14 protein-coding genes, 2 tRNA genes and 1 pseudogene are annotated in these 25,155 nt (G+C 68.3%); 7 read left to right on the top strand and 10 right to left on the bottom strand.

Features of this window, described 5'->3' with window-relative positions; translation table 11 throughout:
* The first annotated feature begins 19 nt into the window (after positions 1-19).
* Positions 20-1,456: a deoxyribodipyrimidine photo-lyase gene (locus QFZ65_RS07195; protein ID WP_306909370.1), complete on the top strand. Its 1,437-nt coding sequence runs from the start codon at positions 20-22 to the stop codon at positions 1,454-1,456.
* 129 nt (positions 1,457-1,585) lie between these two features.
* On the opposite strand, the gene QFZ65_RS07190 is transcribed toward QFZ65_RS07195, so the two are convergent.
* The 4 genes from QFZ65_RS07190 to QFZ65_RS07175 all read right to left on the bottom strand — a co-directional run bounded on the left by QFZ65_RS07190 (position 1,586) and on the right by QFZ65_RS07175 (position 6,306).
* Positions 1,586-1,659: transfer RNA gene (locus QFZ65_RS07190), tRNA-Met, on the bottom strand.
* Between the two features lie 157 nt (positions 1,660-1,816).
* Positions 1,817-1,890, bottom strand: a tRNA-Met gene (locus QFZ65_RS07185).
* 134 nt (positions 1,891-2,024) lie between these two features.
* Positions 2,025-4,997 carry a UPF0182 family protein gene (locus QFZ65_RS07180; protein ID WP_306909368.1) on the bottom strand — a complete coding sequence of 991 codons (2,973 nt, stop codon included), beginning with the start codon at positions 4,995-4,997 and terminating at the stop codon, positions 2,025-2,027.
* Positions 4,998-5,157: 160 nt separating this feature from the next.
* Positions 5,158-6,306: a PDZ domain-containing protein gene (locus QFZ65_RS07175; RefSeq protein WP_306909365.1), complete on the bottom strand. Its 1,149-nt coding sequence runs from the start codon at positions 6,304-6,306 to the stop codon at positions 5,158-5,160.
* A gap of 241 nt (positions 6,307-6,547) precedes the next feature.
* Between QFZ65_RS07175 and QFZ65_RS07170 the strand changes: the two genes are divergently transcribed.
* The gene (locus QFZ65_RS07170; RefSeq protein WP_306909363.1) at positions 6,548-8,011 is read left to right on the top strand and encodes a zinc-dependent metalloprotease; all 1,464 of its coding nucleotides are present in this window, start codon (positions 6,548-6,550) and stop codon (positions 8,009-8,011) included.
* A gap of 124 nt (positions 8,012-8,135) precedes the next feature.
* On the opposite strand, the gene QFZ65_RS07165 is transcribed toward QFZ65_RS07170, so the two are convergent.
* From QFZ65_RS07165 to nudC, 3 genes are all read right to left on the bottom strand, one after another.
* Entirely contained in the window at positions 8,136-8,810 is a 675-nt protein-coding gene (locus tag QFZ65_RS07165) for a M48 family metallopeptidase (protein WP_306909362.1), read from the bottom strand.
* Entirely contained in the window at positions 8,810-10,975 is a 2,166-nt protein-coding gene (locus QFZ65_RS07160; protein ID WP_373427633.1) for an ATP-dependent DNA helicase UvrD2, read from the bottom strand. The genes QFZ65_RS07165 and QFZ65_RS07160 overlap by 1 nt, the downstream gene beginning before the upstream one ends.
* A 121-nt stretch (positions 10,976-11,096) precedes the next feature.
* Positions 11,097-12,230 (bottom strand): NAD(+) diphosphatase, encoded by a 1,134-nt coding sequence (gene nudC, locus QFZ65_RS07155; RefSeq protein WP_306909360.1) that lies wholly within the window; start codon positions 12,228-12,230, stop codon positions 11,097-11,099.
* A gap of 189 nt (positions 12,231-12,419) precedes the next feature.
* On the opposite strand from nudC, the pseudogene QFZ65_RS07150 reads away from it, so the two are divergent.
* Positions 12,420-13,676: pseudogene (locus QFZ65_RS07150) on the top strand (macrolide 2'-phosphotransferase); the annotation flags it as partial.
* A gap of 432 nt (positions 13,677-14,108) precedes the next feature.
* On the opposite strand, the gene QFZ65_RS07145 reads toward QFZ65_RS07150, so the two are convergent.
* From QFZ65_RS07145 to QFZ65_RS07135, 3 genes are read right to left on the bottom strand one after another with little or no spacing between them, the layout of a single operon-like run.
* Positions 14,109-17,708 (bottom strand): ATP-dependent DNA helicase, encoded by a 3,600-nt coding sequence (locus QFZ65_RS07145; protein ID WP_306909358.1) that lies wholly within the window; start codon positions 17,706-17,708, stop codon positions 14,109-14,111.
* Positions 17,705-20,971, bottom strand: a complete 3,267-nt coding sequence (locus tag QFZ65_RS07140) for an ATP-dependent DNA helicase (protein ID WP_306909357.1) — start codon at positions 20,969-20,971, stop codon at positions 17,705-17,707. The genes QFZ65_RS07145 and QFZ65_RS07140 overlap by 4 nt, the downstream gene beginning before the upstream one ends.
* A complete protein-coding gene (locus QFZ65_RS07135; RefSeq protein ID WP_306909355.1) occupies positions 20,968-21,384 on the bottom strand; it encodes an MGMT family protein in 417 nt (138 codons plus the stop codon). The genes QFZ65_RS07140 and QFZ65_RS07135 overlap by 4 nt, the downstream gene beginning before the upstream one ends.
* A 185-nt stretch (positions 21,385-21,569) precedes the next feature.
* Between QFZ65_RS07135 and QFZ65_RS07130 the strand changes: the two genes are divergently transcribed.
* From QFZ65_RS07130 to QFZ65_RS07115, 4 genes are all read left to right on the top strand, one after another.
* Positions 21,570-22,280, top strand: a complete 711-nt coding sequence (locus QFZ65_RS07130; RefSeq protein ID WP_306909353.1) for a 3'-5' exonuclease — start codon at positions 21,570-21,572, stop codon at positions 22,278-22,280.
* 353 nt (positions 22,281-22,633) lie between these two features.
* Entirely contained in the window at positions 22,634-23,584 is a 951-nt protein-coding gene (locus QFZ65_RS07125) for an ABC transporter substrate-binding protein (RefSeq protein ID WP_306912520.1), read from the top strand.
* 21 nt (positions 23,585-23,605) lie between these two features.
* Entirely contained in the window at positions 23,606-24,370 is a 765-nt protein-coding gene (locus QFZ65_RS07120; protein ID WP_306912519.1) for an amino acid ABC transporter permease, read from the top strand.
* Positions 24,367-25,104, top strand: a complete 738-nt coding sequence (locus QFZ65_RS07115) for an amino acid ABC transporter ATP-binding protein (RefSeq protein ID WP_306909350.1) — start codon at positions 24,367-24,369, stop codon at positions 25,102-25,104. The genes QFZ65_RS07120 and QFZ65_RS07115 overlap by 4 nt, the downstream gene beginning before the upstream one ends.
* Positions 25,105-25,155: the final 51 nt, after the last annotated feature.

Here is a 25,155-nt window from a genome sequence, read left to right as displayed (position 1 = left end):
CTGCGTGTACCGTTGACCCATGTCCTCCGGATCCCATTCTTCGACACTTGTCTGGCTCCGCGATGACCTCCGCATCGATGACAACCCTGCCCTGGCCGAAGCCTTCTCCCAGGGGGCCCCGCTCACCGTTGTCTATGTGCTGGACGAAGACTCCCCGGGGCTGCGCCCGCTCGGCGGAGCGGCGAAGTGGTGGCTGCACCACTCGCTGACGGCACTCGGGGCCGATCTCGCGGCCGCAGGCTCGCGGCTGCTGCTCCGCCGTGGCCCCGCCGCCCGCGTCATTCCCGAAGTTGCCGGCGAAACCGGCACCACGCAGCTGCTCTGGAACCGCCGCTACGGCGGCCCGGAACGCGACGTCGACGCCGGACTCAAGGAGTGGGCGGCAGAACACGGCATCACCACCGCTAGCTTCCAGGCGAACCTGATGTTCGAGCCCTGGACGGTACGCACCGGCGCTGGCGGCCCCTACAAGGTCTTCACGCCCTTCTGGCGGGCCTGCCTCGACGGCGGTGAACCCCGACTCCCGCTTGACGCTCCCGGGCGCCTGCCCGCGCCGGCCACCGGCACCTCCGGACAGCCGCCGGCCAGTGACCCGTTGGAAAGCTGGGGGCTGATCCCCCGCACTCCGGACTGGAGCGCCGGCCTCGCCGCGACCTGGACCCCGGGCGAGGCCGGCGCCCATGGCAGGCTCGAGGAGTTCGTCGACGGACCGGCGGAGGCGTACGGCACCGGCCGGGACATCCCCGGCGTCGAAGGGACCAGCCGGCTCTCCCCCCACCTGCGCTTCGGGGAGATCAGCCCCTTCCGGATCTGGCACACCCTGCGCGAACACTTTCCGCAGCAGCCCCCCGCGGGCGTCGGCATCTTCCGCTCGGAGCTGGGCTGGCGCGAATTCTGCTGGCAGCTGCTATACGAGAACCCGGAGTTAGCGACCCGGAACTACCGGCCGGAATTCGACCGTTTCGCCTGGCAGACGCCGTCGGCCGCGGAACTGACGGCGTGGCAGCAGGGCCGCACCGGATACCCCCTTGTCGACGCAGGCATGCGCCAGCTCTGGCAGACCGGATGGATGCACAACCGGGTCCGGATGGCGGCCGCCTCGTTCCTGGTCAAGAACCTGCTGGCCGACTGGCGGGTGGGCGAGGCCTGGTTCTGGGACACCCTCGTGGACGCGGACGCTGCAAGCAACCCGGCCAACTGGCAGTGGGTGGCGGGGTCCGGTGCCGACGCCTCCCCCTACTTCCGCATTTTCAATCCGGTCACACAAAGCAAGAAGTTCGACGCCGAGGGCCGTTACCTGCGCCGCTACCTCCCGGAGCTGTCCGCCCTAGACGCCAAGCGAATCCACGAACCATGGAAAGCGGACGCGGTTCCTGAATACCCCGCGCCGGTCGTCGGGCTGCCGGAGTCCCGGGCCCGGGCCCTCGACACGTACCAGCGCCTCAAGGAGGACTGAGCCGGCCGTCCGTCAGGACACCAAGAGTCAGGCCACCAGGAGCCCGAACCACAGAGCCAGGACACTACGAGCCAGAACAACAAGTAAGGCCCGGATCATCAGATCCGGGCCTTACACTTGTCTTTTCAGTTGCGGGGACAGGATTTGAACCTGTGACCTCTGGGTTATGAGCCCAGCGAGCTACCGAACTGCTCCACCCCGCGTCGCTTGATCAACACTACCCTACTTTTCCGGAACTCCCGGACGCCGCCACTTTTCCGGGACTCCCCGCCACCTCACCGACGCACGTGTTTCTAAAAGGCTGGCCTTAAAGCAGAAGGTCCGGAGTCCCTTTTCCAGGACTCCGGACCTTCTCTTCAGTTGCGGGGACAGGATTTGAACCTGTGACCTCTGGGTTATGAGCCCAGCGAGCTACCGAACTGCTCCACCCCGCGTCGCAAGAACAACTCTACCTGCCTGTGAACTTGAGGCCAAATTCCGGTGGCGTGATCTGTGTCTCGGACATGAAGCCGGGCCCCGCTCCGGTGGAGCGGGGCCCGGCTTGAAGGCGAGGTCGGGGTCCTCGGAGTCAGCTGCTCGGCGTGGGGGACGCCGCGGGCGCGGGGGTCGCACCGAGCTTGGCCTCGGCGTCGAGCGCCTTCTGCAGTGCCGCGGAGAGCCGCCTCTGCTGGTCGCCGTAGGCGGCAAAGTCGCCCCTGGCGAGGGCTTCCTGGCCTGCCTTGATGGCTGCGCTGGCTTCGTCCAGTGCGGCCTTCAGATCTGCTTTCGCGTCAGGCGTTCCCGCGGCCGGCGGTGCAGCTCCGTCCGGCGGGGTGACCGCCGGCGTCTGGCCGTTGTTGGCCGAGTCACCGGCCGTGGCGCCGGAGTTGCCGCCAAACAGCTGGTTCAGTGCCACGTCCAGGGTCGGAGCGAAACCGATCTTGTCCCCGAACGCCACCAGCACGCGCTGCAGTGTGGGATACGAGGTTTCACCGGTGGAACGCAGATAGACCGGCTGGACGTACAGCAGCCCGCCGCCGACCGGCAGTGTCAGCAGGTTGCCGTTCAGCACCGCCGACGCGCCCTGGCGCAGCAGGTTCAGCGCCTGGGAGACCGTCGGGTCCGAGTTGAACTTGTTCTGCGCCTGGCCCGGGCCGGGCACCTGGGCTTCCGGCGGGATCTGCAGGAGTCTCAGCTGGCCGTAGCTCTCGGCCTTCACGCCCTTTTCGCTGCCGGCGTCGGAGTCCGCGGCCAGGAAGCCGTAAAGCACGTTGCGGGCCGTGCCGTTAACCACCTGCGGAATGAACGAGGAAGTCAGCTGGAAGGCCGGCGCCTCCTGGTCCGGCATCTTCAGGGACATGTAGAACGGCGGCTGCTTGACCTCGTCCTGGACCGTGGGGTCGTTGGGCACGCTCCACGCGTCGTTGTTCGTGTAGAAGTTGTCCGGCTGGGTGACGTGGTAGCGGCCCAGGAGTTCGCGCTGGACCTTGAACAGGTCCTCCGGGTAGCGGACGTGGCTCATGAGGGAGCCGGACATTTCCGAGAACGGCTTCAGCGAGGTCGGGAAGATGTTCTGCCAGGCCTTGAGTACGGGGTCCTGGTCGTCCCAGGCGTACAGGGTCACGGAGCCGTCGTAGGCGTCCACGGTGGCCTTGACGGAGTTGCGGATGTAGTTCACCGAGTTGTTCGGCAGGGCCACGGCCCGGCCCGCCGTCGTCTGCGAGTCGGTGGTGGCAGCGGAGAGCTGCTCCTGCTGGGAGTACGGGTAGTACTGGCTGGTGGTGTAGCCGTCGACGATCCACTTCACCCTGCCGTCCACGACGGCCGGGTAGGCGTTGCCGTCCACCGTCAGGTACGGGGCGACCTTCTGGACGCGGTCCCGGGGGTTGCGGTCGTAGAGGATCTGGGATGCGGCGTTCACGCCGTCGGAGAGCAGCAGATCGGAGGACTGGAACTTGATGGAGTAGAGGACCCTGTTGAAGAAGCTGCCCACGTTGGGACCGCCGTTGCCGGTGAAGGTGTACTGCGTTTCCGCGTCGCCTTCCTTGCCTGCCGGCCGGTCCTGCTCGCGGTGAGGGGCACCCTCCGGGGCGCCGACAATCGAGTACTCGGGCGAGTCTTCGCCGAAGTAGATTCGCGGCTGGTACGTCGAGTCGTTGCCGAGCACACCGTTGGAGGGGATGCCGGCCTGGAGGAAGTCCGGCTTGCCGTCAGCGGTGAACTTGTTGCCCTTGGCGGCAACGACGCCGTACCCGTGCGTGTAGACCACGTGGCGGTTCAGCCAGGACTGCTGGTTGGTGGCAAGACCGTCCGGGTTGAGCTCCCGGACCGCGATGACGGTGTCCTGGACCTTGCCGTCCACCTCGTAGCGGTCCACATTCAGGGCCTTGGGAAACTGGTAGTAGGGCCGGTACTGCTCAAGCTGCGCGAACGCATCGGAGATGAGGTTCGGGTCCAGGAGGCGGATGTTGGCAGTGGTCTCCGCGTCCGAAGCCAGGGCGCCGGTAGCGGCGTTGGTCGTGGCGTTGTACCGCTTCTCCTGCACCTTATCCAGGCCGTAGGCATCCCTGGTCATGTTGATGTTGCGCTCGATGAACGGCTTTTCCAGGGTCTGCTCGGAGGGACGGACCTGGAACTGCTGGATCACCCAGGGGTACACGCCTCCGGCCAGGATCGAGGTGATCACGAGCATCGCCGTGCCGATCACGGGCAGGCGCCATTTTCCGATCACGGCAGCGACGATGAAGAGCACGGCGACGAGGGCCGCCGCCACGGCAAGGATGGATTTCGTGGGGATCACGGCGTTGACGTCCGTGTACAGCGCGCCGGCCCACCGGCCGCCGCTGTTCTGTACGGCGGAGTAGCGGTCAAGCCAGAAGTTAGCGCCGAGCAGCAGCAGGAACGCCGCGCCGGTGACTGCAAGGTGGATCTGGGCAGCCCGGCTGGTGAAGATTCCGCGTTCCATGATCCGGATGCTGCCGTAGAGGTAGTGCGTTAGGATCCCGGCGAGGCCGGCGACTATGGTGACGCTGATCAGGAAGCCCGTGACGAAGCCGAGGAACGGCAGGGTCATCAGGTAGAAGCTGATGTCCATGTTGAACTGGGGATCGGACTTGCCGAAGGGCTCCTGGTTCAGGAACAGCAGCACCTTTTGCCACTGGCTCGCCGCGGCGCTGCCCGCGAAGAGGCCGAACAGGATCGGCAGCCCCACCATGACGACCCGGCGGACCGGTTCCAGCTGGACCTGGTAGCGGTTCAGGTTGTCCCGGATGTCCGAGTCCGGAGCGTACACCGGCCGCGCGTGGTACGCGATCCGGATGGCGAAGAACACGGCCGCGAACATGACGGCGAAGCCCGCGAGGAAGATCACGATGCGGGCCAGGTTTTCGGTCAGGAAGACTTCGAAGAAGCCCAGCTGCTGGTACCAGAGGACATCCGTCCAGACATTGGCGAAGAAGATGAACCCGACCACGATCAGGGCCACGACGATCAACGTCGGCGTCAGTGCGCCTCGTCGTGTCTGCGGTCTTCCGGGCGGAACGGTGCTGGCGGGACGGGACAAACTCGGTACCTCATAGCTGTCAGTTGCTGGGTGTGGTGATCAGTCGGTGCGGGTCAAGATGTGTTGCTGCATTGTATCGACGGCGGCCACCCGCCCGGGCAGGCGGAGGCACCCCTCATAGGTGCCACGAGTGGCGGTAGAGCTTAGTTCCGCGGCCAGTCTAGTTGCTCGGACAGGCGGGAAGCCCGGATGTGTCGGCCCCTGACGCGGCCAGCTCGACCGCCTTCCGCGCCTCACCCAGATTCTCCACTTTGACCACCTGCAGCCCGGCCGGGATATGCCCGGTGACGTCCTCGCAGTTGTCGGCGGGCGCCAGGAACAGGGTGGCCCCGCCGGACCGTGCCCCCTGCATTTTCTGGCTGATGCCGCCGATCGGGCCGACGACGCCGTCGGGAGTGATGGTCCCGGTACCCGCGACGTGTTTGCCGCCGGTGAGGTCGCCGGGGGTGACAGTGTCGATGATCCCCAGGGCGAACATCATTCCTGCGCTGGGACCGCCGACTTTGTCCAGCGAGATCTTGACCTCGAAGGGGAACGTGAACTTGTACTGGAGCATCACGCCCAGGATGAAGCGGCCGGTGGCGGCCTTGGCAGGAGTGATGGCGACAGGGATCCGGCTGCCGCCGCGGTCGACGGCGACAGTCACCGGCGCCCCGTTGCCGGCGGCCAGCTCCGCCTGGACGACGCCCAGGGCGGTGATCGGCCTGTCATTGATGGCGACCAGCGTGTCGCCTTCCTGCAGTTTCCCGCTGGAGGCGGACCCGTCCGAGAGGCCCGCGACCTGCATCTTCTGCTCGAACGGGATGTTGAGTTCCTTGAGCGCGGAGGCGACCGCGTTTTCCTGCGAGGTGGTCATCGCGACCGCGTTCTCCTGCTGGGACTGCTCCTTGGTCACGCCCTTCGGATAGATCAGTTCCTCGGGGTACACCGCCTTCGTACGGTCCAGCCAGGCCGAGAAGGCTTCGAAGACGCTGACGGGCCCGTTGGGGCCGCCGTCGACATACACGGTGGTGAGGTCAAGGTTGCCCTTGGCGGGGAAGCTCTCGTGCCCGGTGACGCTGATGACCGGCTTACCGTGGTCATCGCCAAGGGTGTTGAAGATCGGACCAGGCGATTCCACGACGTAGGGAACGGGCAGGGTCACCGCGGTGATGCCCAGCCCCAGGGCCAGGAGGCCCGAGACGAGCATGGCCGAGGACCGCTTGTCCTTCGTGCGCGGAGGGCGCCCTCCCCCGAGGATTGCCCTGCGGCCCTGCGTCTGGCCGGGCGCCGGCTCACTGGCGGGCTGCTCACCCTGGGTAATCGTCAATGTCAGACCTCTCCCTGCCGGCGCCCGGGACCTGCGGACCCCGTGAACAGCGCACCCCCGCCGCAGCCTCGGCCGCCGCCTGCAAATATTCCAGCTTCTAACAGTACGCGCTCACCGCTACGGCGGCCCGGCGCATGGGGTCTTTGCCTAGAGCGAACGGGACACTCTTTCGGCAGACAGCCCCTCTCGCTGCGGGGTACCGTGAAGTTGAGAAAAAGCCACACCGACGATCGGCGGGAACATGACCTCAAACCCACTCAATCCGTCCAATGGCGACGAGGAACCCAAGGATCCGCTGGCCGAGATGCTGAAGAACCTGATGGGCGGTCAGGGCATGGGCAATATCGATCCCGCGGAACTCGCCAAGGCCGCCGGTCTCCCGGACGACCCGAACCTCCTCGCGCAGATGTTTTCGCAGGTCCAGGCGATGATGAGCGCCACGTCCGAAGGACCCGTCAACTGGCAGCTGGCGCATGAGAATGCACGGCGGGTGGCTGCGAGCGGTTCCGACCCCTCCGTCACTGCCCAGCAGAACCGCGAAGTCGACGAAGCCCTGCGCCTCGCCGAGCTCTGGCTTGACCAGGTCACCGGCCTGCCGGCAACCGGACTGATCGGCCGGGCATGGTCCCGGGCCGAATGGGTCGAGGAGACCCTCGGGACGTGGAAGCGGCTGACCGAGCCGGTCGCCAACAGCATCGCAAACGCGCTGTCCTCGGCGATGACGGAACAGATGCCCGAAGAGATGAAGTCCATGATGGGCGGCGCGTCCTCCATGCTGCAGAACATGGGCGGGGCGATCTTCGGCATGCAGCTGGGCCAGGCGATCGGCGCCCTGTCAGCCGACGTTGTCAGCTCCACCGACATCGGCGTTCCGCTGGCCGACCTTGAGATGGCGCTGCTGCCCTCCAACGTGGCGAAATTCGGTGAAGGCCTCAGCCTGCCGGAGAACGACATCCGGCTGTTCCTGGCCGTCCGCGAGGCGGCCCATGCCCGGCTCTTCGTGCAGGTCCCCTGGCTCCGGGGCCACCTGCTCGGCGCAATCGAGGCCTACGCCCGCGGCATCCACATCGACACGTCACGGATCGAGGAACTCGCCCGGGAGCTGGACCCCAGCAACCCCGAGGGCATCCAGGAGGCGTTGTCGCAGGGCGTTTTCATGCCGCAGCGCACGCCGGCGCAGGAACAAGCCCTGGAGAAGCTGGAGACGGCCCTCGCCCTGGTGGAGGGCTGGGTCGACGAACTCACGTGGGCGGCTACCGAAAAGCTGCTGCCCTCCGCCGGCGCCCTTCGCGAGACCGTCCGCCGGCGCCGCGCCACCGGTGGCCCCGCTGAACATGCGTTCTCCTCCCTCGTCGGGCTGGAACTGCGTCCGCGCAGGCTCAGGGAGGCCGCCACACTGTGGGCCCTCCTGAAAGAAGAGCGCGGCGCAGAGGGCCGGGACGCCATCTGGCAGCACCCCGATCTGCTTCCCACTGCCGAGGACCTGGATGACCCACAGGGTTTCAGCGCCCGCCGGCAGCTCGCCGAGGCGAGCGACTCTGAGGTGGACGACGCGCTGCAGAAGCTGCTGAGCGGCGGCTTCGACGAACCTGCGGGCGGAGAGTCTGCCGCAGGTGAGGCCGGAACTCCGGAATCCGGAGAACACCGGTCCGAGGAACAGGGCCCGGATGACGCTCCGGAAGAAGGCGGCAGCCCCAAGCCGTAGCAGTGCACCGGCCGGATCACCGGCAACGGGCGGCGCAGTAACAGCGAAAAGCCCCGGCGGGAACTTCGGTTCCCGCCGGGGCTTTTCGGCACCTGCGTGGGCTCCCGCCCCGGGCAACCGTTCGTCAGTCAATCCCTGCTGGACCGGTGCCTCCGTCGGCGCCTCCGCAACCGCAAGCGTCGCCGTCTTCAGCCAGGCCCCGCGAGGTCGCGAAGGAAACGCCTTCCAGGAAGGCTTTGGCCCGCTCCGTGTCGGGATAAGCCTCCAGCAGTCGCCAGAACGCGGCGTTGTGCGCGGCCACAAGCAGGTGTGCCAGCTCGTGGAGCAGCACATAGTCAATGACCCATTGCGGCATGGGCCTGAGTTTCTCGGAAAGCCGGATGCTCCCGTCTGAGGGCGTCGCCGACCCCCACCGTGAGTTCTGGTTGCTTACCCAGCGGACCGACGACGGCGCGGCGCGGCCACCGAAGTACTTGGCCGACAGCTCCGCGGCGTGGCCGGCAAGGGCGGCGTCGCTGCGCGGCCTGCGCTTGCCGGCGCCGGGGGTTCCTCTTTCGCCCTGAAGACGGAGCTTTTCAAGCATCCGGTGCACCCACTCGCGCTCCTGCGTGCGGGTGAAGGACGCAGGGATGGCAACTACGGCGGTGCCGTTTTCCCAGAAGGCGGCGACCGTCCGGCGGCGGCGGGCCGAGCGCCGCACCTCCACCGGGGCTCCGTCCGGCGTGGTCAGCGGGACACCCGGCGCGGCGGCGTACTGTGCGGGCCGTCCACCAGCCGCGCGGGCCGCGTCCGCGGCCATCAGAGGCTTGCGCTTTCGACGAGAACGGCCAGCACTGCCTCACCGTACTTCTCCAGCTTTGACGGACCCACACCGGCGAGCTTGGCCAGTTCTTCGAGCGATCCGGGGCGGGCCTCGGCGATGGCCGTCAAGGTGGCGTCGGTGAAGACCACGAAGGCCGGAACATCCGCGGCCAGGGCCACCTCCTTGCGCCATTGCCGGAGCGCGTCGAAGGTCTGTTCCTCGTAGCTGGGCGGGCACTGGCTGCACCGCCCCACCTTGCGCTCGGCACCGGAGGAGAGCATGCTTCCGCAGACCCGGCACGACGCGGGAACGGCTGCCTTCCGGCGCGGCGCGGCGCCGGCGCCGCGGACCGCGGAACTGGCAACGGAGTCGGGGCGCAGTCCGTCCAGGAAGCGGGAGGGCTTCCGGTTGGCGCGGCCGCCGGGGGTCCTCGCGGTGGACCAGGACAGGAACAGGTGCTCCCGGGCCCGGGTTATCCCGACATACAGCAGGCGCCGTTCCTCGTCCACGGCTTCGGGAGTGTCCGCGAAGGAGATCGGCATGAGTCCTTCACTCAGTCCTACGAGGAAGACGGCGTCCCATTCCAGGCCCTTGGCAGCGTGCAGTGATGCCAGGGTCACGCCTTGGACCGTCGGAGCGTGCTGGGCGAGGGAGCGTTCCTGGAGTTCGTTGACGAAGTCCGCCAGGGTGAACTGTTCCCCGCGGCTGAGCACGAGCTCATCGGCCAGTGCGACCAGCGCCGCCAGCGATTCCCAGCGCTCCCGGAGCGCCCCGCCGCTGTGGGGCGCCGTGTCGGTGTAGCCCAGGGACGCGACAATGTCGCGGACCATTTGGCCGAGCGGTTCGGGGCTGGACGTTTCAGCCACGGCGCGCGTGGCGGCCCGCAGCTGGAGGATGGCGTCGCGGACCTCCTTGCGGGCGAAGAAGCGCTCACCCCCGCGCAGCTGGTAGCCGATGCCGGCCGAGGCCAGGGCCTGCTCGTATGCCTCGGACTGCCCGTTGGTGCGGAACAGCACGGCAATCTGGCTCGCCGGGGTGCCGGCGTCGAGCAGCGCGCGGACCTTGACGGCCACGGTGGCGGCCTCCGCCTCGTCGTCCGAACATTCGGTGAATTGGGGCACCGGACCCGCCGGGCGCTGCGCCACGAGCTGCAAGGGAGTGGCCCAGGCCGCGTCCGCCACCTGGCCGCCGCTGCGTCTGCCGGCAAGCAGGTCGTTGGCCAGCTTCACCACCTGCGGCGTGGAACGGTAGTCGCGGATCAGCTTGACCACATTGGCGCCCGGGTACATCGCTTTGAAACCCAGCAGGTGCTTCGGGGAGGCGCCGGTGAACGAGTAGATGGTCTGGCTGGCGTCGCCCACGACACACAGCTCGTCGCGGCCGCCGAGCCACAGCTCCAGCAGCCGCTGCTGGAGCGGCGAAACGTCCTGATACTCGTCCACGACGAAATGCCGGTACTGCTCCCGGACCGTGGCGGCAACCTTCGGGTCCTCCTGCAGGATGCCCACCGTAATCAGCAGGACATCCTCGAAGTCGATCACGTTGCGGTCGGTCTTGACGTCCTCGTAGGACTGGAAGACCCGGGCCACCGCCGTGAGGTCGAAGCCGCCCGGGTTCCCGCGCCCTTGCGCGTTTTCGAGGTAATTCGCCGGGGTCAGCATCGACACCTTGGCCCACTCGATTTCGGAGGCCAGGTCCCGGATCGAGGCGCGGTCTGTACTGAGCCGGAGCCGGCGCGCGGCCTCGGCGATCATCTGCGCCTTGTGGTCCAGCAGGTTCGGCAGCGCGCCGCCGACCGCCTGGGGCCAGAAGTACTGGAGCTGGCGGAGCGCCGCGGCGTGGAAGGTTCGGGCCTGGACGTTTCCGACGCCGAGGTCCCTGAGCCTGCTGCGCATTTCGGCCGCTGCGCGGGCGGTGAACGTGACGGCCAGGAGCCGCTGCGGGCTGTAGACGCCCGAGTGGACGCCGTACGCGATCCGGTGGGTGATGGCGCGGGTCTTGCCGGTACCGGCGCCCGCCAGCACGCACATCGGGCCGTTCAGCGTGCTGGCAACCTCACGCTGTTCGGCGTCGAGGCCGCCGAGGATGCGCTCCTCAAGGGAGCTGTCCGGCTCGGGGGACACCCGTTCGGCCCCGCCGCCCCGGGTTTCGGCGTCGGGCAGGAGCCCGGGAAAGGTACTGGTGTTCACGTTCTCTGTTGTCACTTCATGTGCTTAATCACTTGGTGTTTTCGATGGGCGGGCGCAGCGTACGCCCGCGGCGGCTGGGGCTTTCATCCGTGCGTCATCCGACGTCCGCACGGTCTTTGATGATGCCGCCATACCAGTGCTCGATCAGGGCCCGGGCAATGGACAGCCGGCTGGAGATCACGATTTCGCCGGCAAGAACCGCATCCTGGAGTTCACTCCTGCTGAACCACCGCGCCCTGGTCACCTCGACGCCGTCGGGAGTGGCCGTCGTGTCCTCGGTCGTCGCCGTGAACCCGAGCATCAGCGAAGCCGGGAAAGGCCACGACTGGGAGCCGAGGTACTGGGAGGCGGTGACGCGGACTCCGACTTCCTCGCCGATTTCCCGGACCACGGCCTGCTCCAGGGACTCCCCGGGCTCAACGAACCCGGCGAGCGTGGAGTAGTTGGTGGCGTCCAGGGGGCCACCGCCACCGAGCAGAATCCGGTCGTCGGGGCCGATGACGGTGACGATGATGGCCGGGTCCGTGCGCGGAAAGTGCTCGGAGCCGTCGGCGGGGCAGCGGCGGACCCAGCCGCCGGCTTCCGGCTGCGTGGCGGTTCCGCAGCGCGGGCAGTGGGTGTGGCTGGCATGCCAGTTGGCGATGGCGCTGGCCTCGATGAAAAGGGCGGTTTCCGTCGGGTTCAGGCGGGCGGCGACGTCCCGGAAACCCGCCCACTGTGCCCCGGCGGGGATACCCGCGATGTGCGGCTCGAATTCCTCTGCCTTGACCTCGAACTGCCGCGGCAGGAGGAAGAGGACCAGCTCGGTGCCGGTCTCAAGGTCGGACCCCGGCAACGCCGTGCCAAGGTAGACCAGCTGGTCCGGGGCGTAGTCAGTGTCCCGGAGGTGGTCGGCCAGTTCTGCGGCGTCCAGCAGGACGAGGCCGCCGCCGTCGATGAGGGCCTGCCGTCCGGAAAGCACCACGGCCCGCGCCCTTCCGGAGGAGACAAGGTTTTCCAGCATGCCCGGCTGGACCCTGGCGGCCGATCCCCGGTCGATGAGGGCAGGGCGCACCGGGAGAACCGTGTTCCGCAGGTGGTTGGCGAGCAGGCCCCGTCCCGGAGCGGTGGGCGTGCCCGACGGTGGTTCGCTTCCGGGCGGCGGCGACGCAGCAGACGGTGACGCAGCCGACGGTGATGCCGCCGATGATGATGCAGCTGATGATGCGTGTGACTCCCCGAGACTCATGTATCCACCGTACTGACTCCCACTGACAATTGACATTTTCCGGGGGTGTTTGCGGGCGCCGTCACGCGACGGGGTGACGGCGGGCACGGGAGAGGCCGGGCGTCGGGCCTCCGACGCTATTTATGCCCGATCTGGAGACTCGCCGCGCTGCATCGCAATCTTGGGCGCTGCTCAATCTACCTTGGAAGCGTGAGAAGAAGACCAATCGAACTGGCAGCTGTGGCAACCGCGGCAGTCCCTGGACTGACCCCGACCGCAGTGAGCTCCGCGCCTGACGATCCGGCGGACTTCGATTCGGCGCTCCTCCTGGACTCTGAAGGCAAGCGCTGGCGTGTCCGCTCCCCCCGGCATGCCGAGGCCAGCGCCCGGCTGGAAACGGAATTCATGGTGCTGCGGGCCTTCGCCCCCGCTATCCGGGCGGAGCTCCCTTTCCTGATGCCTACCGTTGCCGGCACCGTCCGGCAGGGCGCGCTCAGCACGTTTGTGTACTCGCACCTTGGCGGTTCCACCCGCTCTGTCGAGGAACTCAGCGCGGGATCCGCGGCACTGGCCAGGGAAATCGGGGCGGCCATGGCCGCCATCCACGACCTGCCGCACTCCCTCGTCAGCAACGCCGACCTGCCGAGCTACACGCCGAACGAGTTCCGCCAGCGGCGCCTCAACGAACTGGACCAGGCGGCGACCACCGGCAAGATCCCGCCGCTGCTGCTGCGACGGTGGGAACACGCGCTGGAGGATGTGTCGCTGTGGCGGTTCAACCCGTGCGTCGTGCATGGCGATCTGCACGAGGACAACCTGTTGGTGGACGGCGAGCGGGTGGCAGCGGTAACCGGCTGGACGGACCTGCGGATCGGTGACCCCGCAGATGATATGGCCTGGCTCGTCGCCTCGAATGAGCAGGACTTCGTGGATGCCGTCCTGGAGCACTACACCTCCAGCCGCCGGGACTCCCCCGACGCCCATCTGCTCCGCCGCGCGGCCCTGTCCGCCGAGTTCGCCCTGGCGCAGTATCTGGTCAAGGGTCTCGCCGCCGGGGACGAGGACATGATCGGTGAGGCCGAATCAATGCTGACGGCGCTGGCCGAGGACGTGGCGGAGCACGGGGGCCAGCCGATCAGCGTGGAGCCGCTGCCCCAGCCGGCGGCCCCGCCCGCCGTGCCCCAGCCCGCGGCAACGCCCGCCGGTGCCCGCCCGGCCCCGGCCCCGGCCCCGGCCCCGCTCGCCCCGGCGAAGCCTCCGGCAGTGGAGATCATTCCTGTTCCGGCCGTGAGCAAAGTGACGCTGCTCGCGCCGGAACCGGTGTCCGGCGCGCCCGCAGTTCCGCCGCGCACAGCGGTGCCAGCGGTTAAAGTGACCCCGATCCCCGTGGACGAGATCCGCCGCGAGGACGACAGTGCTGAAAACTCCGATGACGCAGCCGGGACCGACAGAACTCCCACCGGTGCTAGGTCGTCGCACGGTTCAACGGCACTCCCGCGAACCCCAGAAGGCACCCCTGGCGGGGCGGACCCTGAGGCAATAGACGCCGCTGACGGGGCCGGCCCTGGAACCGCAGAACGTGCGGCTGGCGAAGCCGACCCTGAAACCTCGGCAGGCGGGACTGGTGAGGCCGAGGGCACTCCCCCGCCCATGGCTGCCGGCGACGACGCCACACCCGGCGGCGATGCCCCACCAGCCGAGGACACCTCACCAGCCGAAGACACCCCGCCAGCCGTAGACACCTCGACGCAGTCGAACTCGGTGGTTGCTGGCCCGACCGTCGAAGACCTTTCCACCACGGCGCTGCCGGTGGTCGACGCCAAGTCGCGCTAGCCGGGTCGGTGGCCGCGCTGTCCGGGCTCAACCCGGCAGGCCGTACTGACTCGGCAGGTTGGGGGCCTAGGCGATGTCTGTCGTGGAGCCGGTGCCCGGCGCCCGCCCACCCTTGCCCAGGGCCGCCGCGACGATTTCCTCGAGCCGTTCTGCCGATCCAAGGTCGTGCGGGCGGACCACCTGGTTGTCCGCGACATAGTAGAACGCCGCCCTGACGTCCTCGAGCGGAACGCCCTTGAGCCGGGACCAAGCCAGCCGGTAAACCGCGAGTTGAACGGCCTTGACTTTCAGTTGCCGGGCTGACGGCCGACGGCCCGTTTTCCAGTCCACCAGGTCCCACCCGCCGTCGGCATCCTTGAAAACGGCGTCGATCCGGCCGCGGACCACCACGTCTCCGATGCGCGTTTCCACCGGCACCTCGACGTAGGCGGGCGCACGATTCGCCCACTCCGACTGGCGGAACGTCTCCACCATCGCGTCCAGCCCGTAGGCCTCATCGATATGGTCATCCGAGCCGGCGGCCTCCCCGAGGTCCAGCATCCCGGCCGCGCCGAAATATTCCTCCACCCACGCGTGGAAGGCGGTGCCCTGGCGTGCGGACATCCCCGGCTCGCGGGGAACCGGCCGGCGGAGCCGGGCCACCACAGAACCGGCGTCGTCCTCGAGGTCCACAAGGGTGGACGCGGAAATATGGCCTGGCAGGTGGACTTCGTGCACGACGCTGCGCCGGGAGCGTCGCTCCAGCAGGGTCGCGGCCTCCTGGGCCCAGCCAACCGCCGGTCCCCGAAGGAGCCGCCGCTGCCCGGCGCTCCCGGGTTCCTCCTGCGGCCCGCGCGGATCCGCGTCCACGTCCAGGGCACTGAGCGGTGAATCGGCCGCAAGGGACCCGAGTACCCGCTCCGCGGCTGCTTCCATGGCCGCCCGTCGTCCGGCGACGAGCCGGAGCCGGGACCCGGTCCGCGGGTCCACGGGGCCCTCGAGAGGATCGTAGGGCCAGAGCGCCAGCTCCAGCTCCGACGTCAGGGGGCTCTTCTCCGGCAGTGAATCCTCGCTGACGGACCGGGGATGGATCTCTGCCTGCCCGTTGCGGGCAAGCACCTGCAGCTCCGCCAGGAAGGGAGACATTTCCGCCATGCCGGCCCGGGAGCCCACCCAGGCTGCGCTGGAAACCCAGAGGACGTGCTTTGCGCGGGTGTAGGCAACGTAGGCGAGGCGCCGTTCCTCGGCCTCACCGTGCACCTGGACAGCGGATTTGAACTCCTTCTCCGCGTCCAGCCAGCCTTTCTGGTCCGGCTGGTCCAGGTCCCACTGCGGCAGGTCCGCCCGGTCCCCGCGCAGCGGCCAGGGCAGGGCCGCGCTGCCGCTGCTCCAACGCGAGTCACGGCTGCTGGGAAACGCGCCGGCATTCAGCCCCGGGACGAACACAACATCCCATTCCAGGCCCTTGGAGGCGTGGACCGTCAGCAGCTGCACGGCCTCGTGGTTCACCTCGGGTGCGGCGGCGTCCAGCCCGTTTTCCTCTGCGGCAGCCGCCTCCAGCCAAGCGAGGAAGGCCAGCACATCGACACGGTGGGACGTGAACAGGAATCCCGCCGCCGCGTCCTGGAAGGCGTCCAGGTTCCGCCGTGCCTGGTGGATGCTGATCCCCGGGCGCGCGGCAACTTCAATATCGAGGAGCATCGCGCGCTCCACCTCACCGAGCAACGTGGTGAGGTCGTCGCCCATAAACCCGCGCAGCTGCCGGAGTTCCGCAGAGAGCCGCTGGAGCCGGTCCAGTGCCTCGGCGCTGAGCGCGCGGCCGTGCCGGGATACCCAGCCTTCGCGCGGCAGCCAGTCCAGTGCTTCGACGAGGCTGGCGGCATCTGTGAGGTCGCCCTCGATCACCGTCCCGTCCGCGCCGGCGTCCGTGTCGGCGTCGTCCGCTTCGGAGCTACCCGGGCGCCCCCGCCGCCGGGCCAGGAAGCTCGACCAGTCGTGGAACGCCATCAGGTCTGCCGGACCGATCCGCCAGCGCGCCCCGGCCAGCAGGCGCATCAGTGAATCCGACCGCCCCGGATCGGCCAGGACCCGCAGGGTGGAGACCAGATCCACGATCTCGGGAGTGTCCAGCAGCCCGCCGAGGCCGACGATTTCGTACGGGATGCCCCGCTGCTCGAATTCGCGGCGGATGCACTCCATTTGCGCACGACGCCGGCACAGTACCGCCATCGCGGGCGGCTCGGGGCGCGCTGCGGCCGGCGCCTCGAAGTCCGTCACCCGGAACTTCAACACGTCGCCGGCGATGGCAGCGGCCTCGTCCTCGTCCGTAGCGAAGCGGCCCATCACTACCCTGCCCTGGACCGCGGCGGGGCTGGGCTGCAGCGGCGGCACCTCTACGGTCCCGGCTGTGTCCCGGGCACCTGCGGCACCGGCCTGGGAGGCTGCCTTGCTGAGCGGCCCGGAAATGACATTGGCGGCGGCGAGGATGTTCCGGCCGTTGCGCCAGGCGGTGGTGAGGTACGAGGTCGGTGCCACGGCGAAGCGGGGGGCGCGGGCGCCCCCTTCGGCCACGCCGTCGTCGCCTTTGGTGGCCGGGCCGGCGGCGTCGAGCCGGAGCGGGAATTCACGGACGAAGTGGAAGAGCTGCCCTGCGGAGGCTCCGCGGAAGCCGTAGATCGACTGGTTCGGGTCGCCCACGGCGGTCACGGCATGGCCGTCGCCGAACAACCGGGAGAAGAGCACGAGCTGGGCGTGCGAGGTGTCCTGGAATTCATCGAGCAGCACCACCTTGTAGCGGCCGCGCTCGGTGGCCGCGGCGACCGGGATTTCGTTGGCCACCCGTGCCGCGAGGGCCACGAGGTCCCCGAAGTCCAGGGCGCCCCGGGCACGCTTGGCGTCGGTGTAGCGCCCCACCATGTCGGCGACGCTGGCCCGTGTGCGGAGCAGGGCGCTGAGCTCGCCCGCGGCCTGGCTCGGATTCTTCTTGGCGCTCGCTACGTACGGGAGTGCCTCAAACTCCGCCACCCGCTCAAGCACCCAGCCCCGTACCGCGGCGGGGTCCTGCAGGTGCTCCGCGCATTCCCCGGCCAGCTGGATGACCGCCTTGACCAAGGTGGACTTGGCGGCGCGGAAATGCTCGTAGTCACCGTCAAAAGCCTCCACGACCTCGCTGGCGAGCTGGAAGGACTGGGCACCCCCGAGCAGCACAACATCACGTTCGACGCCGAGCCGCAGCCCGTAGTCGGATACGATGCCGCTCGCGTACGAGTGGTAGGTGGAGACCTTCGGCTCGAGGGCATCGGTGCTGAGCAGCCCCGCAGGAAAGACCTCATTGCCGGGGTCCGCAGTTGCAATCCGCTGCAGCGCGGCCAGCTTGGCACGGATGCGGGTGGCAAGCTCACCGGCGGCTTTGCGGGTAAAGGTCACGCCGAGCACTTCCTCCGGCCGGACCCATCCGTTGGCGACAAGCCACACGACCCGGTCCGCCATGGTGGCGGTCTTTCCGGAGCCGGCACCGGCGATGACCAGCCGGGGTGACAAGGGGGACGAAATGATCAGGGACTGTTCCGGAGTGGGGCTGTTTTTTTCCCCCAGCATCCCGGACAGCTCCTCCGGGCTGAACCTGGGAACGGGAAGGGCGGCCCCAAGCGCCGCCGGCCGCACAAGCGGCGTTGTGTCGGTGGTCATTCGGTAACCTGCTTTCCGCGCGCGCATAGCGGGCAGACCTCGGGCAGCCGGCAGCCGTGGCCCCCGTGCCCGCCCTTGGAAGGATCATGGCGCGCCTCGAACGTACTGCCGGACATTACGCGCGCGGCCTCGCCCACCATGTCCAGCGCCCAGTTCTCCGCCGGGTCCAGTGCGGCCTGGGCCTGGATGCCGGGGCTCTTGGTGGCGGTGCCGAGCTGGGCCAGGACGGCACCGCCCGGAAGAGGCGGCGGGCCGTCGTCGGCGCCGGCGAATCCTCCTGCCAGCGCGGCGGCCTGGTAGGCGCCGAGTTGCGGGTGCCGCTCCAGGTCGGCCTTGCCGGGCTGGCGTTTGCCGGTCTTGAGGTCCACGACCACCAGGCGGCCTTCGGCATCGATTTCCAGCCGGTCGACCTGCCCGCGCAGCACGGCCGGGCGGCCCGGCCCGGGTTCGCTGTCCGCGCTACCCGGCAGGGACGAGGGGGCGACGTCCGGCAGCTTCACCTCGAAATCCTGCTCGACGCCCACGAGGGTGCGGCCCTCGGCGCGCATGAGCAGCACGTACTGGGCCAGCTTCCGGACCATGGCTTCGGCGCGCTGGAAGTCGAGCTTGCCTTCCCAGTTGTCCTTCATCCCGAGCGCGGGCCAGCGGCGCACGAGTTCGGCCACGTATTCTGTCCCCGAGGCGTCCGGCAGGTCCTGGGCGATGGCGTGGACAAGGGTGCCGAGGCTGCGGGCAAAGTCGGTAGCCGCCTCGCCGCCGGCCGCCTGGACGAACCAGTCCAGGGGGGACTTCTGCACCGTTTCAACCTTCGACGGCGAGACATACACAGTGCCCCCGGCCGGGACCACGGGCGCATCGGAGGACAACGGCGCAAGACCCCACCAGCTGCGGGGATGCGCCCCGGGTACAGGGGGTTCGGCGAATGCGAGGGCGCCCAGAACGGCGGCGGCCTCGGCTGCCTCCAAGACGTCCAGCTGCGCATGCTGGCGCAGCTCCGCCACGAGGGCGCGGAGGGTCAGCGGCCGCTCCACCGGGGTGAAGCCCCGCCGGTCCTGGTCCGGGTGCAGCGGCGCCACGTAGTCCAGGAACGAGGAAGGCTGTTCGTCTTCGGAGGACACCGCGGTACAGATCAGCACCTGCCGGGCCCGCGAGACAGCGGTGGAGAAGCTCCGGAGTTCGTCGTAGCGAATTTCCCGCAGGCGGCTGAGCGGGTCCAGCTGCAGGGCGTAGTCCACTCCGTGTTCGACGGCGTCCGCGAACAGGGTGCTGCCCAGCAGTTCTCCGCGGAGCCTGGTGTTTGGCCAGACACCTTCCTGGAGACCCGGGACAATCACAACCGGCCATTCCCGTCCGGCCGCGCTGGCGGGGGTCATGAGTTCCACGGCGTCCTCCAGCTGCGCCCGCGCAGCAAGGGTGTCCATGGGCAGCTCCTGGCTCAGCAGGTATTCGAGGAATTGTTCGGGACCGGACCCGGGAAGCTGGTCCACGTAGCGCTCGGCGGTGTGGAACAAGGCCATCATGGCATCGAGGTCGCGGTCGGCGCGGGCTCCGGCCGCTCCCCCTGCCAGCGCTGCCTCGGTCCACCGGGCCGCGAGCCCGGTGGAGTTCCAGAGGGCCCACAGCACCGTTTCGGCGTTGCCCCCGGGAGCCTGGGCGGCCTCCCTGCCGGCGAGAATCATCCGGGCAATCCGCCGGGCGGAGTGCCCTTCGATGCCGAGCGTGGCCAGGGCCCCGGGTTCGAGCAGGGCCTCGACGAGGAGCGCGTCGCTGCTGCGGCCGCCGCCGCCGAGGATCTCCTCGCGGCGGAGCGACTGGCGGAGCCGGCGCAGCTCGATCGCTGTGGCACCGCCGATCCGCGACGTCAGGAGCGCCACGGCGGCCTCCGGGGTCAGCACGGCCGGGTCCAGCACGACGGCGTACGCATCGAGCAGCGGCCGGACGGCGACCTCGTCCCGGACGGCGGATTCCGCCACCGGAATCCGGACCGGGATGCCCTGGCCGGAGAGGTAACGCTGCAGTTGTCCGAGCTGGCCGCCGTTGCGGACAATCACGCCGATCTCCCCCAGTTCCCGGCCGTCGTTCAGCTGCGCCTCCAGGATCCGCTGTGCCACGTAGCGCAATTCGTGCACCGGAGACGGCAGCAGGTGCGCTTCGACCCGGCCGGCGCCAGCTCCTGCGGATAAGTCGCCGCCGGGCTGCTCGAGCCGGCGGGCAGACTGGCCGCCGGCCCGGCGCGAGATGCGCCCGGCCACGGAAAGCCACGCCTCGGCAACGGCGGGGGCGTGGCGGTGCGCCGTCGATAGCGGGCGTTCGAGGACGGTCCCGCCGGCGGGCACGAGCAGCTGCGGCAGCTCGGCCACGAGGTCCGGGCGGGCGCCGCGGAAGCCCTGCACCACCGTGTCCGGTGAGAAGGTGATGAGCGAATCCTTGCCGGCAGCTATGTCCGCGAGCAGTTCGAATATGGCGGGGTTCGCTTCCTGGATATCGTCCACCAGCACCAGCTGCAGCCTGTCGCGCTCAGCGGCCAGGAAGTCCGGGGCATCCTGGAAGATCTGGCGGGCAGCGGTGATAATCCCAGCCGGGTCGAAGGCCTCCGGCATCCTCAGGTCCAGGACATCACGGTACTCCGAATACACTGCCGCTGCGGCCACCCAGTCGGGCCGGTCACAGCGCGCGGCCAGTACCACCAGGTCCTCGGCCGTACGCCCGGATTCGATGATCCGGTCAAAGAGCTGGCGGACCTCCTGCCGGAAGCCGCGCGTCTGCAGGGCAGCGCCTAGATCTCCCGGCCAGGGCAGCTCGAGCCCGGGCAGCGCATGCCCTTCGAGGAGCTCCTTGATGATCAGATCCTGCTCCGGGCCGGAGAGCAGCTTCGGCGGACGCGGCAGCGGCAGGATGCCCTCGGCTTTGGCCCGCCGGATCAGGTCGAAGGCATAGGACGCCCAGGTGCGCGCCGGCGTCGTACTCAGGCTGCGGTCCAGCCGCGCGGTGAACTGGTCCCGCAGTGTGTCGGCCGCGAGCCGTCCCGGTGCCAGGATCAGCATCCGTTCCGGATCCAGGCCGTCGCGCAGGGCGCGGTGCACGGCTGCCTCCACCAGGACCGTCGACTTTCCCGTTCCGGGGGCGCCGGGGATGAGGACAGGTCCCGAACCATGCGGGACTTCAACCGCGGCGCGCTGGTCTTTCGAGAGCAACGGAACGACGGTGTGCTGTTTGCGGGGCGGAAGCAGGCGGAGAGAGGGGTTCTGGCTGGAGGTGCTCACACGGTCATTTCATCATCGGGCGCCGACAATTTATGCAGGGCGCGTTCAAGCCGCTCGGCGATCGCGTCAATCCGGTCGAAGTCACCGTCGGAGGGCGCCCACCGGGCCGCCATCAGGTCGACCCGCCAGCGTCCCTTACCCGTGCTGAAGAACTCCGCGTAGCTTCCCAGCAGCGGGGTGCCCTCCATCAGGTACAGTCCCAGGGCCTCGCGCTCGTGGCCAGCCGGGGCCTCCCCGCTCGCTTTCAGGACGCGCCACCAGGGAACAGAGCCGCCGTGGTGGCTCAAAACAGACCCCACCTGCCGGGGACCGCCGGAACCCAGGAGTTCGGCGATGTCGCCGTAGGCCACCGCTGCCCCCGCGGGGATCGATGCCACAAGTTCCAGCACCGCCTCCACGTACTCCATCCGCATGGCTCAAGCCTAGCCGGGCGAGCCCCGCCTCTGCTCGCCGTCCGGCCCGCCCCGCAGGTGAACCGCCGGCGAACCGGCCGCCGCCCCGCCCGGGAACGGGCCCGTGCGGCGCCCTTGCAAACGGCACTGCGCCACGGCGGCGTGGGTGACGCAGTACTGTCGGTGGCAGCAGGTAGCTTTGACGCATGAGCACTTGGAACACCCTCCCCCGCGCAGCCTTCGACCTCGAAACCACCGGCCGGAACTCGCGCTCCGCCAGGATCGTCACAGCGTCGGTCACCGTGGTGGATCTGGCCGGCGGGATCATCCAGGAGCATGAGTGGCTCGCCGATCCTGGCGTGGAAATTCCTACCGAGGCCAGTGACATCCACGGCGTCACCACCGAAAAGGCGTGCCGCGAGGGCAGGCCCGCCGCTGAAGTGACGCGGGAAGTGGCGGCGGTGCTCCAGGAGCTGTTTGACACCGGCGTCCCGGTGATTGCTTTCAACGCCAGCTATGACTTCACTGTGCTCGCGGCCGAATCGGCCCGGTACGGGGTGCCGCAGCTCAGCCGTTTCCCGGTGCTGGACCCCTACGTCATGAACAAGCAGGTGGACCGCTACCGCAAGGGCAAGCGCACCCTGACGGCCCTGTGCGAGGAGTACGGCGTCAACCTGGACAACGCGCACACCTCGGCGGCCGACGCGCTCGCCACCCTCCGCGTGCTCGATGCCATGGCGGGAAAGTTCCCGAAGCTCATGATGCCGGCAGGCAATCTGCACCAGTTGCAGGTCGATTGGGCCTCGTCCCAGGCCACCGATTTCCAGACGTATCTCCGCAAGACCAAGCCGGCCGCGGTGATCGAGGGCAACTGGCCGGTACTGCCGCCGGAAGACGCCAGCCGCGGCGAGTTCTGACACAAAGCGGTCCACCCGGCGGGACCCTAAGCTAGTCCTCTGCCGCGCTCAACTCCAGCGATTGCGACGGAGCTCACACCGCCATGGTGTCGCGCACACGCGGGCCCTCCTCGCCGATGATTCCGTTGCGGCCTGCCGTCATCACCCGGATGACCACTGATCAGCCCTGATGGTGAAGATCCTTCGCCCCAGAGGCGCTGCGGCTCCGCATAATTCCGATTGAATCCGAGCCCGCCCGGGGTGACACAATTATCTTTCGCGGACTGTGCGCTCCACCCGGCGCCGACGCCAGCAGCCGAGGGCCCCATGAGCTTGCCGCGACCCACTAAACCTCAGACGAAAGTGATTGAGTGATGAAAAGCAAAGCCTTGAAGTGGCTGACAACCGTACCCGTGGCGATCGCCATGGCGGCATCCCTCGCAGCATGCGGCGGCGGCTCGGCACAACCCTCCGCGTCAGCCACCGACGCCCTTCAGGGCAGCGACCAGACCTCGTTGGACAAGTACACGACGGCCGACGTTACGCCGCTGGACAAAATCGACAAGACCAAGCTCGGCCTGGCAACCGAAGGCACGCTGCGTGTCGGAACGCTCTCGGACGCACCGCCGAACATCTTCATCGACCCCTCCGGCAAGTTCACCGGTTACGACAACGAACTCCTGCGTGCGATCGGCGACAAGCTCGGCCTCAAGGTCGAGTTCGCCTCCACTGACTTCTCCGCGCTCCTCTCGCAGGTCAAGAACAAGCAGTTCGACGTCGGATCCTCCTCGATCTCCACCACGGACAAGCGTCGCGAGACCGTCGGCTTCACCAACGGGTACGATTTCGGCTACATGGCCGTAGTGACCAAGAGCACCGCCGCAGTCAAGGGCTTTGCCGACCTGAAGTCCGGCGTGCGCATCGGCGTGGTCCAGGGCACCGTCCAGGATGACTATGTCACCAACACCCTGAAGCTGGAGCCGGTCCGGTTCCCGGACTACAACACGGTTTACGCCAACGTGAAAAACGGCCAGGTGGACGCCTGGGTGGCCCCGTCGCAGCAGGCCACGGGCCAGGTCAAGGAAGGCGACAACACCAAGATCGCCGAAAAGATCGTGAACACCCAGAACTTCACCGCCTACGCCGTGAACAAGGACAACCAGGCACTGATGGACGCCCTCAACTCCGGCCTTGACGCCGTCATCGCCGACGGCACGTGGACCAAGCTCACGGCCCAGTGGTACACCGACCGCCCGACGGCGGCGGAGCAGACCCCGCAGGGCTGGAAGCCGGGCAGCAAGGCCGTCCAGATCCCCGCGAAGTAGCCCGGGTTCTCCATGGATCTCCTGGAAATCCTCAAGCAACTCGGCGATACCTTCCTGAACTGGAAGGCGATGGGCGAAGTCATCCCGATGATGTTCGCCGTCGGCCTGCCGAACACGCTCGTCTTGGCCGTCACCTCAGGCATCATCGGAACGCTGCTCGGCATGGTGCTTGCCCTCATGGGGATCTCCAGGAATCCGGCCGTGCGGTGGATCGCGCGCGTCTACACCGACGTCCTCCGTGGACTGCCGCCGGTCTTGACCATCCTGGTGATCGGACTGGGCTTCGGCCCGGTCATCCGGCAGCTGACCGGCTCCACCAGCCCGTACCCGATGGCCATCGCAGCCTTGTCCCTGATGGCCGGCGCGTACATCGGGGAGATCTTCCGCTCCGGTATCCAGAGCGTCGATAAAGGCCAGCTCGAGGCCTCGCGCGCGCTGGGGTTCGGCTACGGCCCGTCCATGCGCCTGGTGGTGGTTCCGCAGGGTATCCGGCGGGTCCTGCCGGCGCTGGTCAACCAGTTCATCGCGCTCATCAAGGAGTCGTCGCTGGTCTTCCTGCTGGGACTCCTCGCTACGGAGCGCGAGATCTTCCAGATCGGCAAGGACGCGGCGTCCACGAGCGGCAACCTGTCACCGTATGTCGCGGCGGCAATCTTCTACCTGGCCCTGACCGTCCCGCTGACGCACTTCGTGAACTGGATTGACGGCCGCCTGCGCGCGGGCCGGCCGGAAAAGAAGGAACCTGACGAAGCGGCCGCCAAGGTCGGAAAGGGAGCCCAGGTATGAGTGAATTTGTGTCAGGAACGCTGACCGCACGAAACATCCATTTGTCCTTCGGGTCCAACCACGTCCTGCGCGGAATCGATCTGCACGTCGAGAAGGGCACCACGGCGTCCGTGATCGGCCCCTCCGGCTCGGGCAAGTCCACGCTCCTGCGGGTCATGAACCGGCTGATCGAGCCCGACCAGGGCGACATCCTGCTGGACGGCAGGTCCGTACTCAAGGACAACCCCGACGAGCTGCGCAGGCGGATCGGCATGGTCTTCCAGCAGTTCAACCTGTTCCCGCACAAGACGGTGGCAGAAAACATCTCCCTGGCGCTGCGCAAGCTGCGCGGCATGTCAAAGGAGCAGGCCCGGGACGAGGCACTCGCCCAGCTGGACCTTGTCGGCCTCAAGCACAGGGCCGACGCGCGCCCGGCGAACCTCTCCGGCGGCCAGCAGCAGCGGGTCGCGATCGCACGCGCCCTGGCCATGAAGCCGGAGGTGATGTTCTTCGATGAGGCAACGTCGGCCCTTGACCCGGAGCTCGTCAAGGGCGTCCTGGCCCTGATGGCGGACCTGGCCAGCACCGGCATGACCATGGTGGTGGTGACCCACGAGATGGGCTTCTCCCGCAATGTCTCGGACACCGTGACGTTCATGGACGGCGGCGTCGTCGTCGAGTCCGGTCCGCCGGAACAGATGTTCACGGACCCGCGGACCGAACGGCTGCAGGGGTTCCTCTCGGACGTTCTCTAGTCCGGCTGCATCGCGCGCGTTAACAACTGATGGCACCCGCCGCGGCGGGTG

Source organism: Arthrobacter sp. B3I9, assembly GCF_030816935.1.
Lineage (GTDB): Bacteria > Actinomycetota > Actinomycetes > Actinomycetales > Micrococcaceae > Arthrobacter.
The sequence above is the reverse complement of the archived record's forward strand: the minus strand, read 5'-3'. Positions and strand labels throughout refer to the sequence as shown.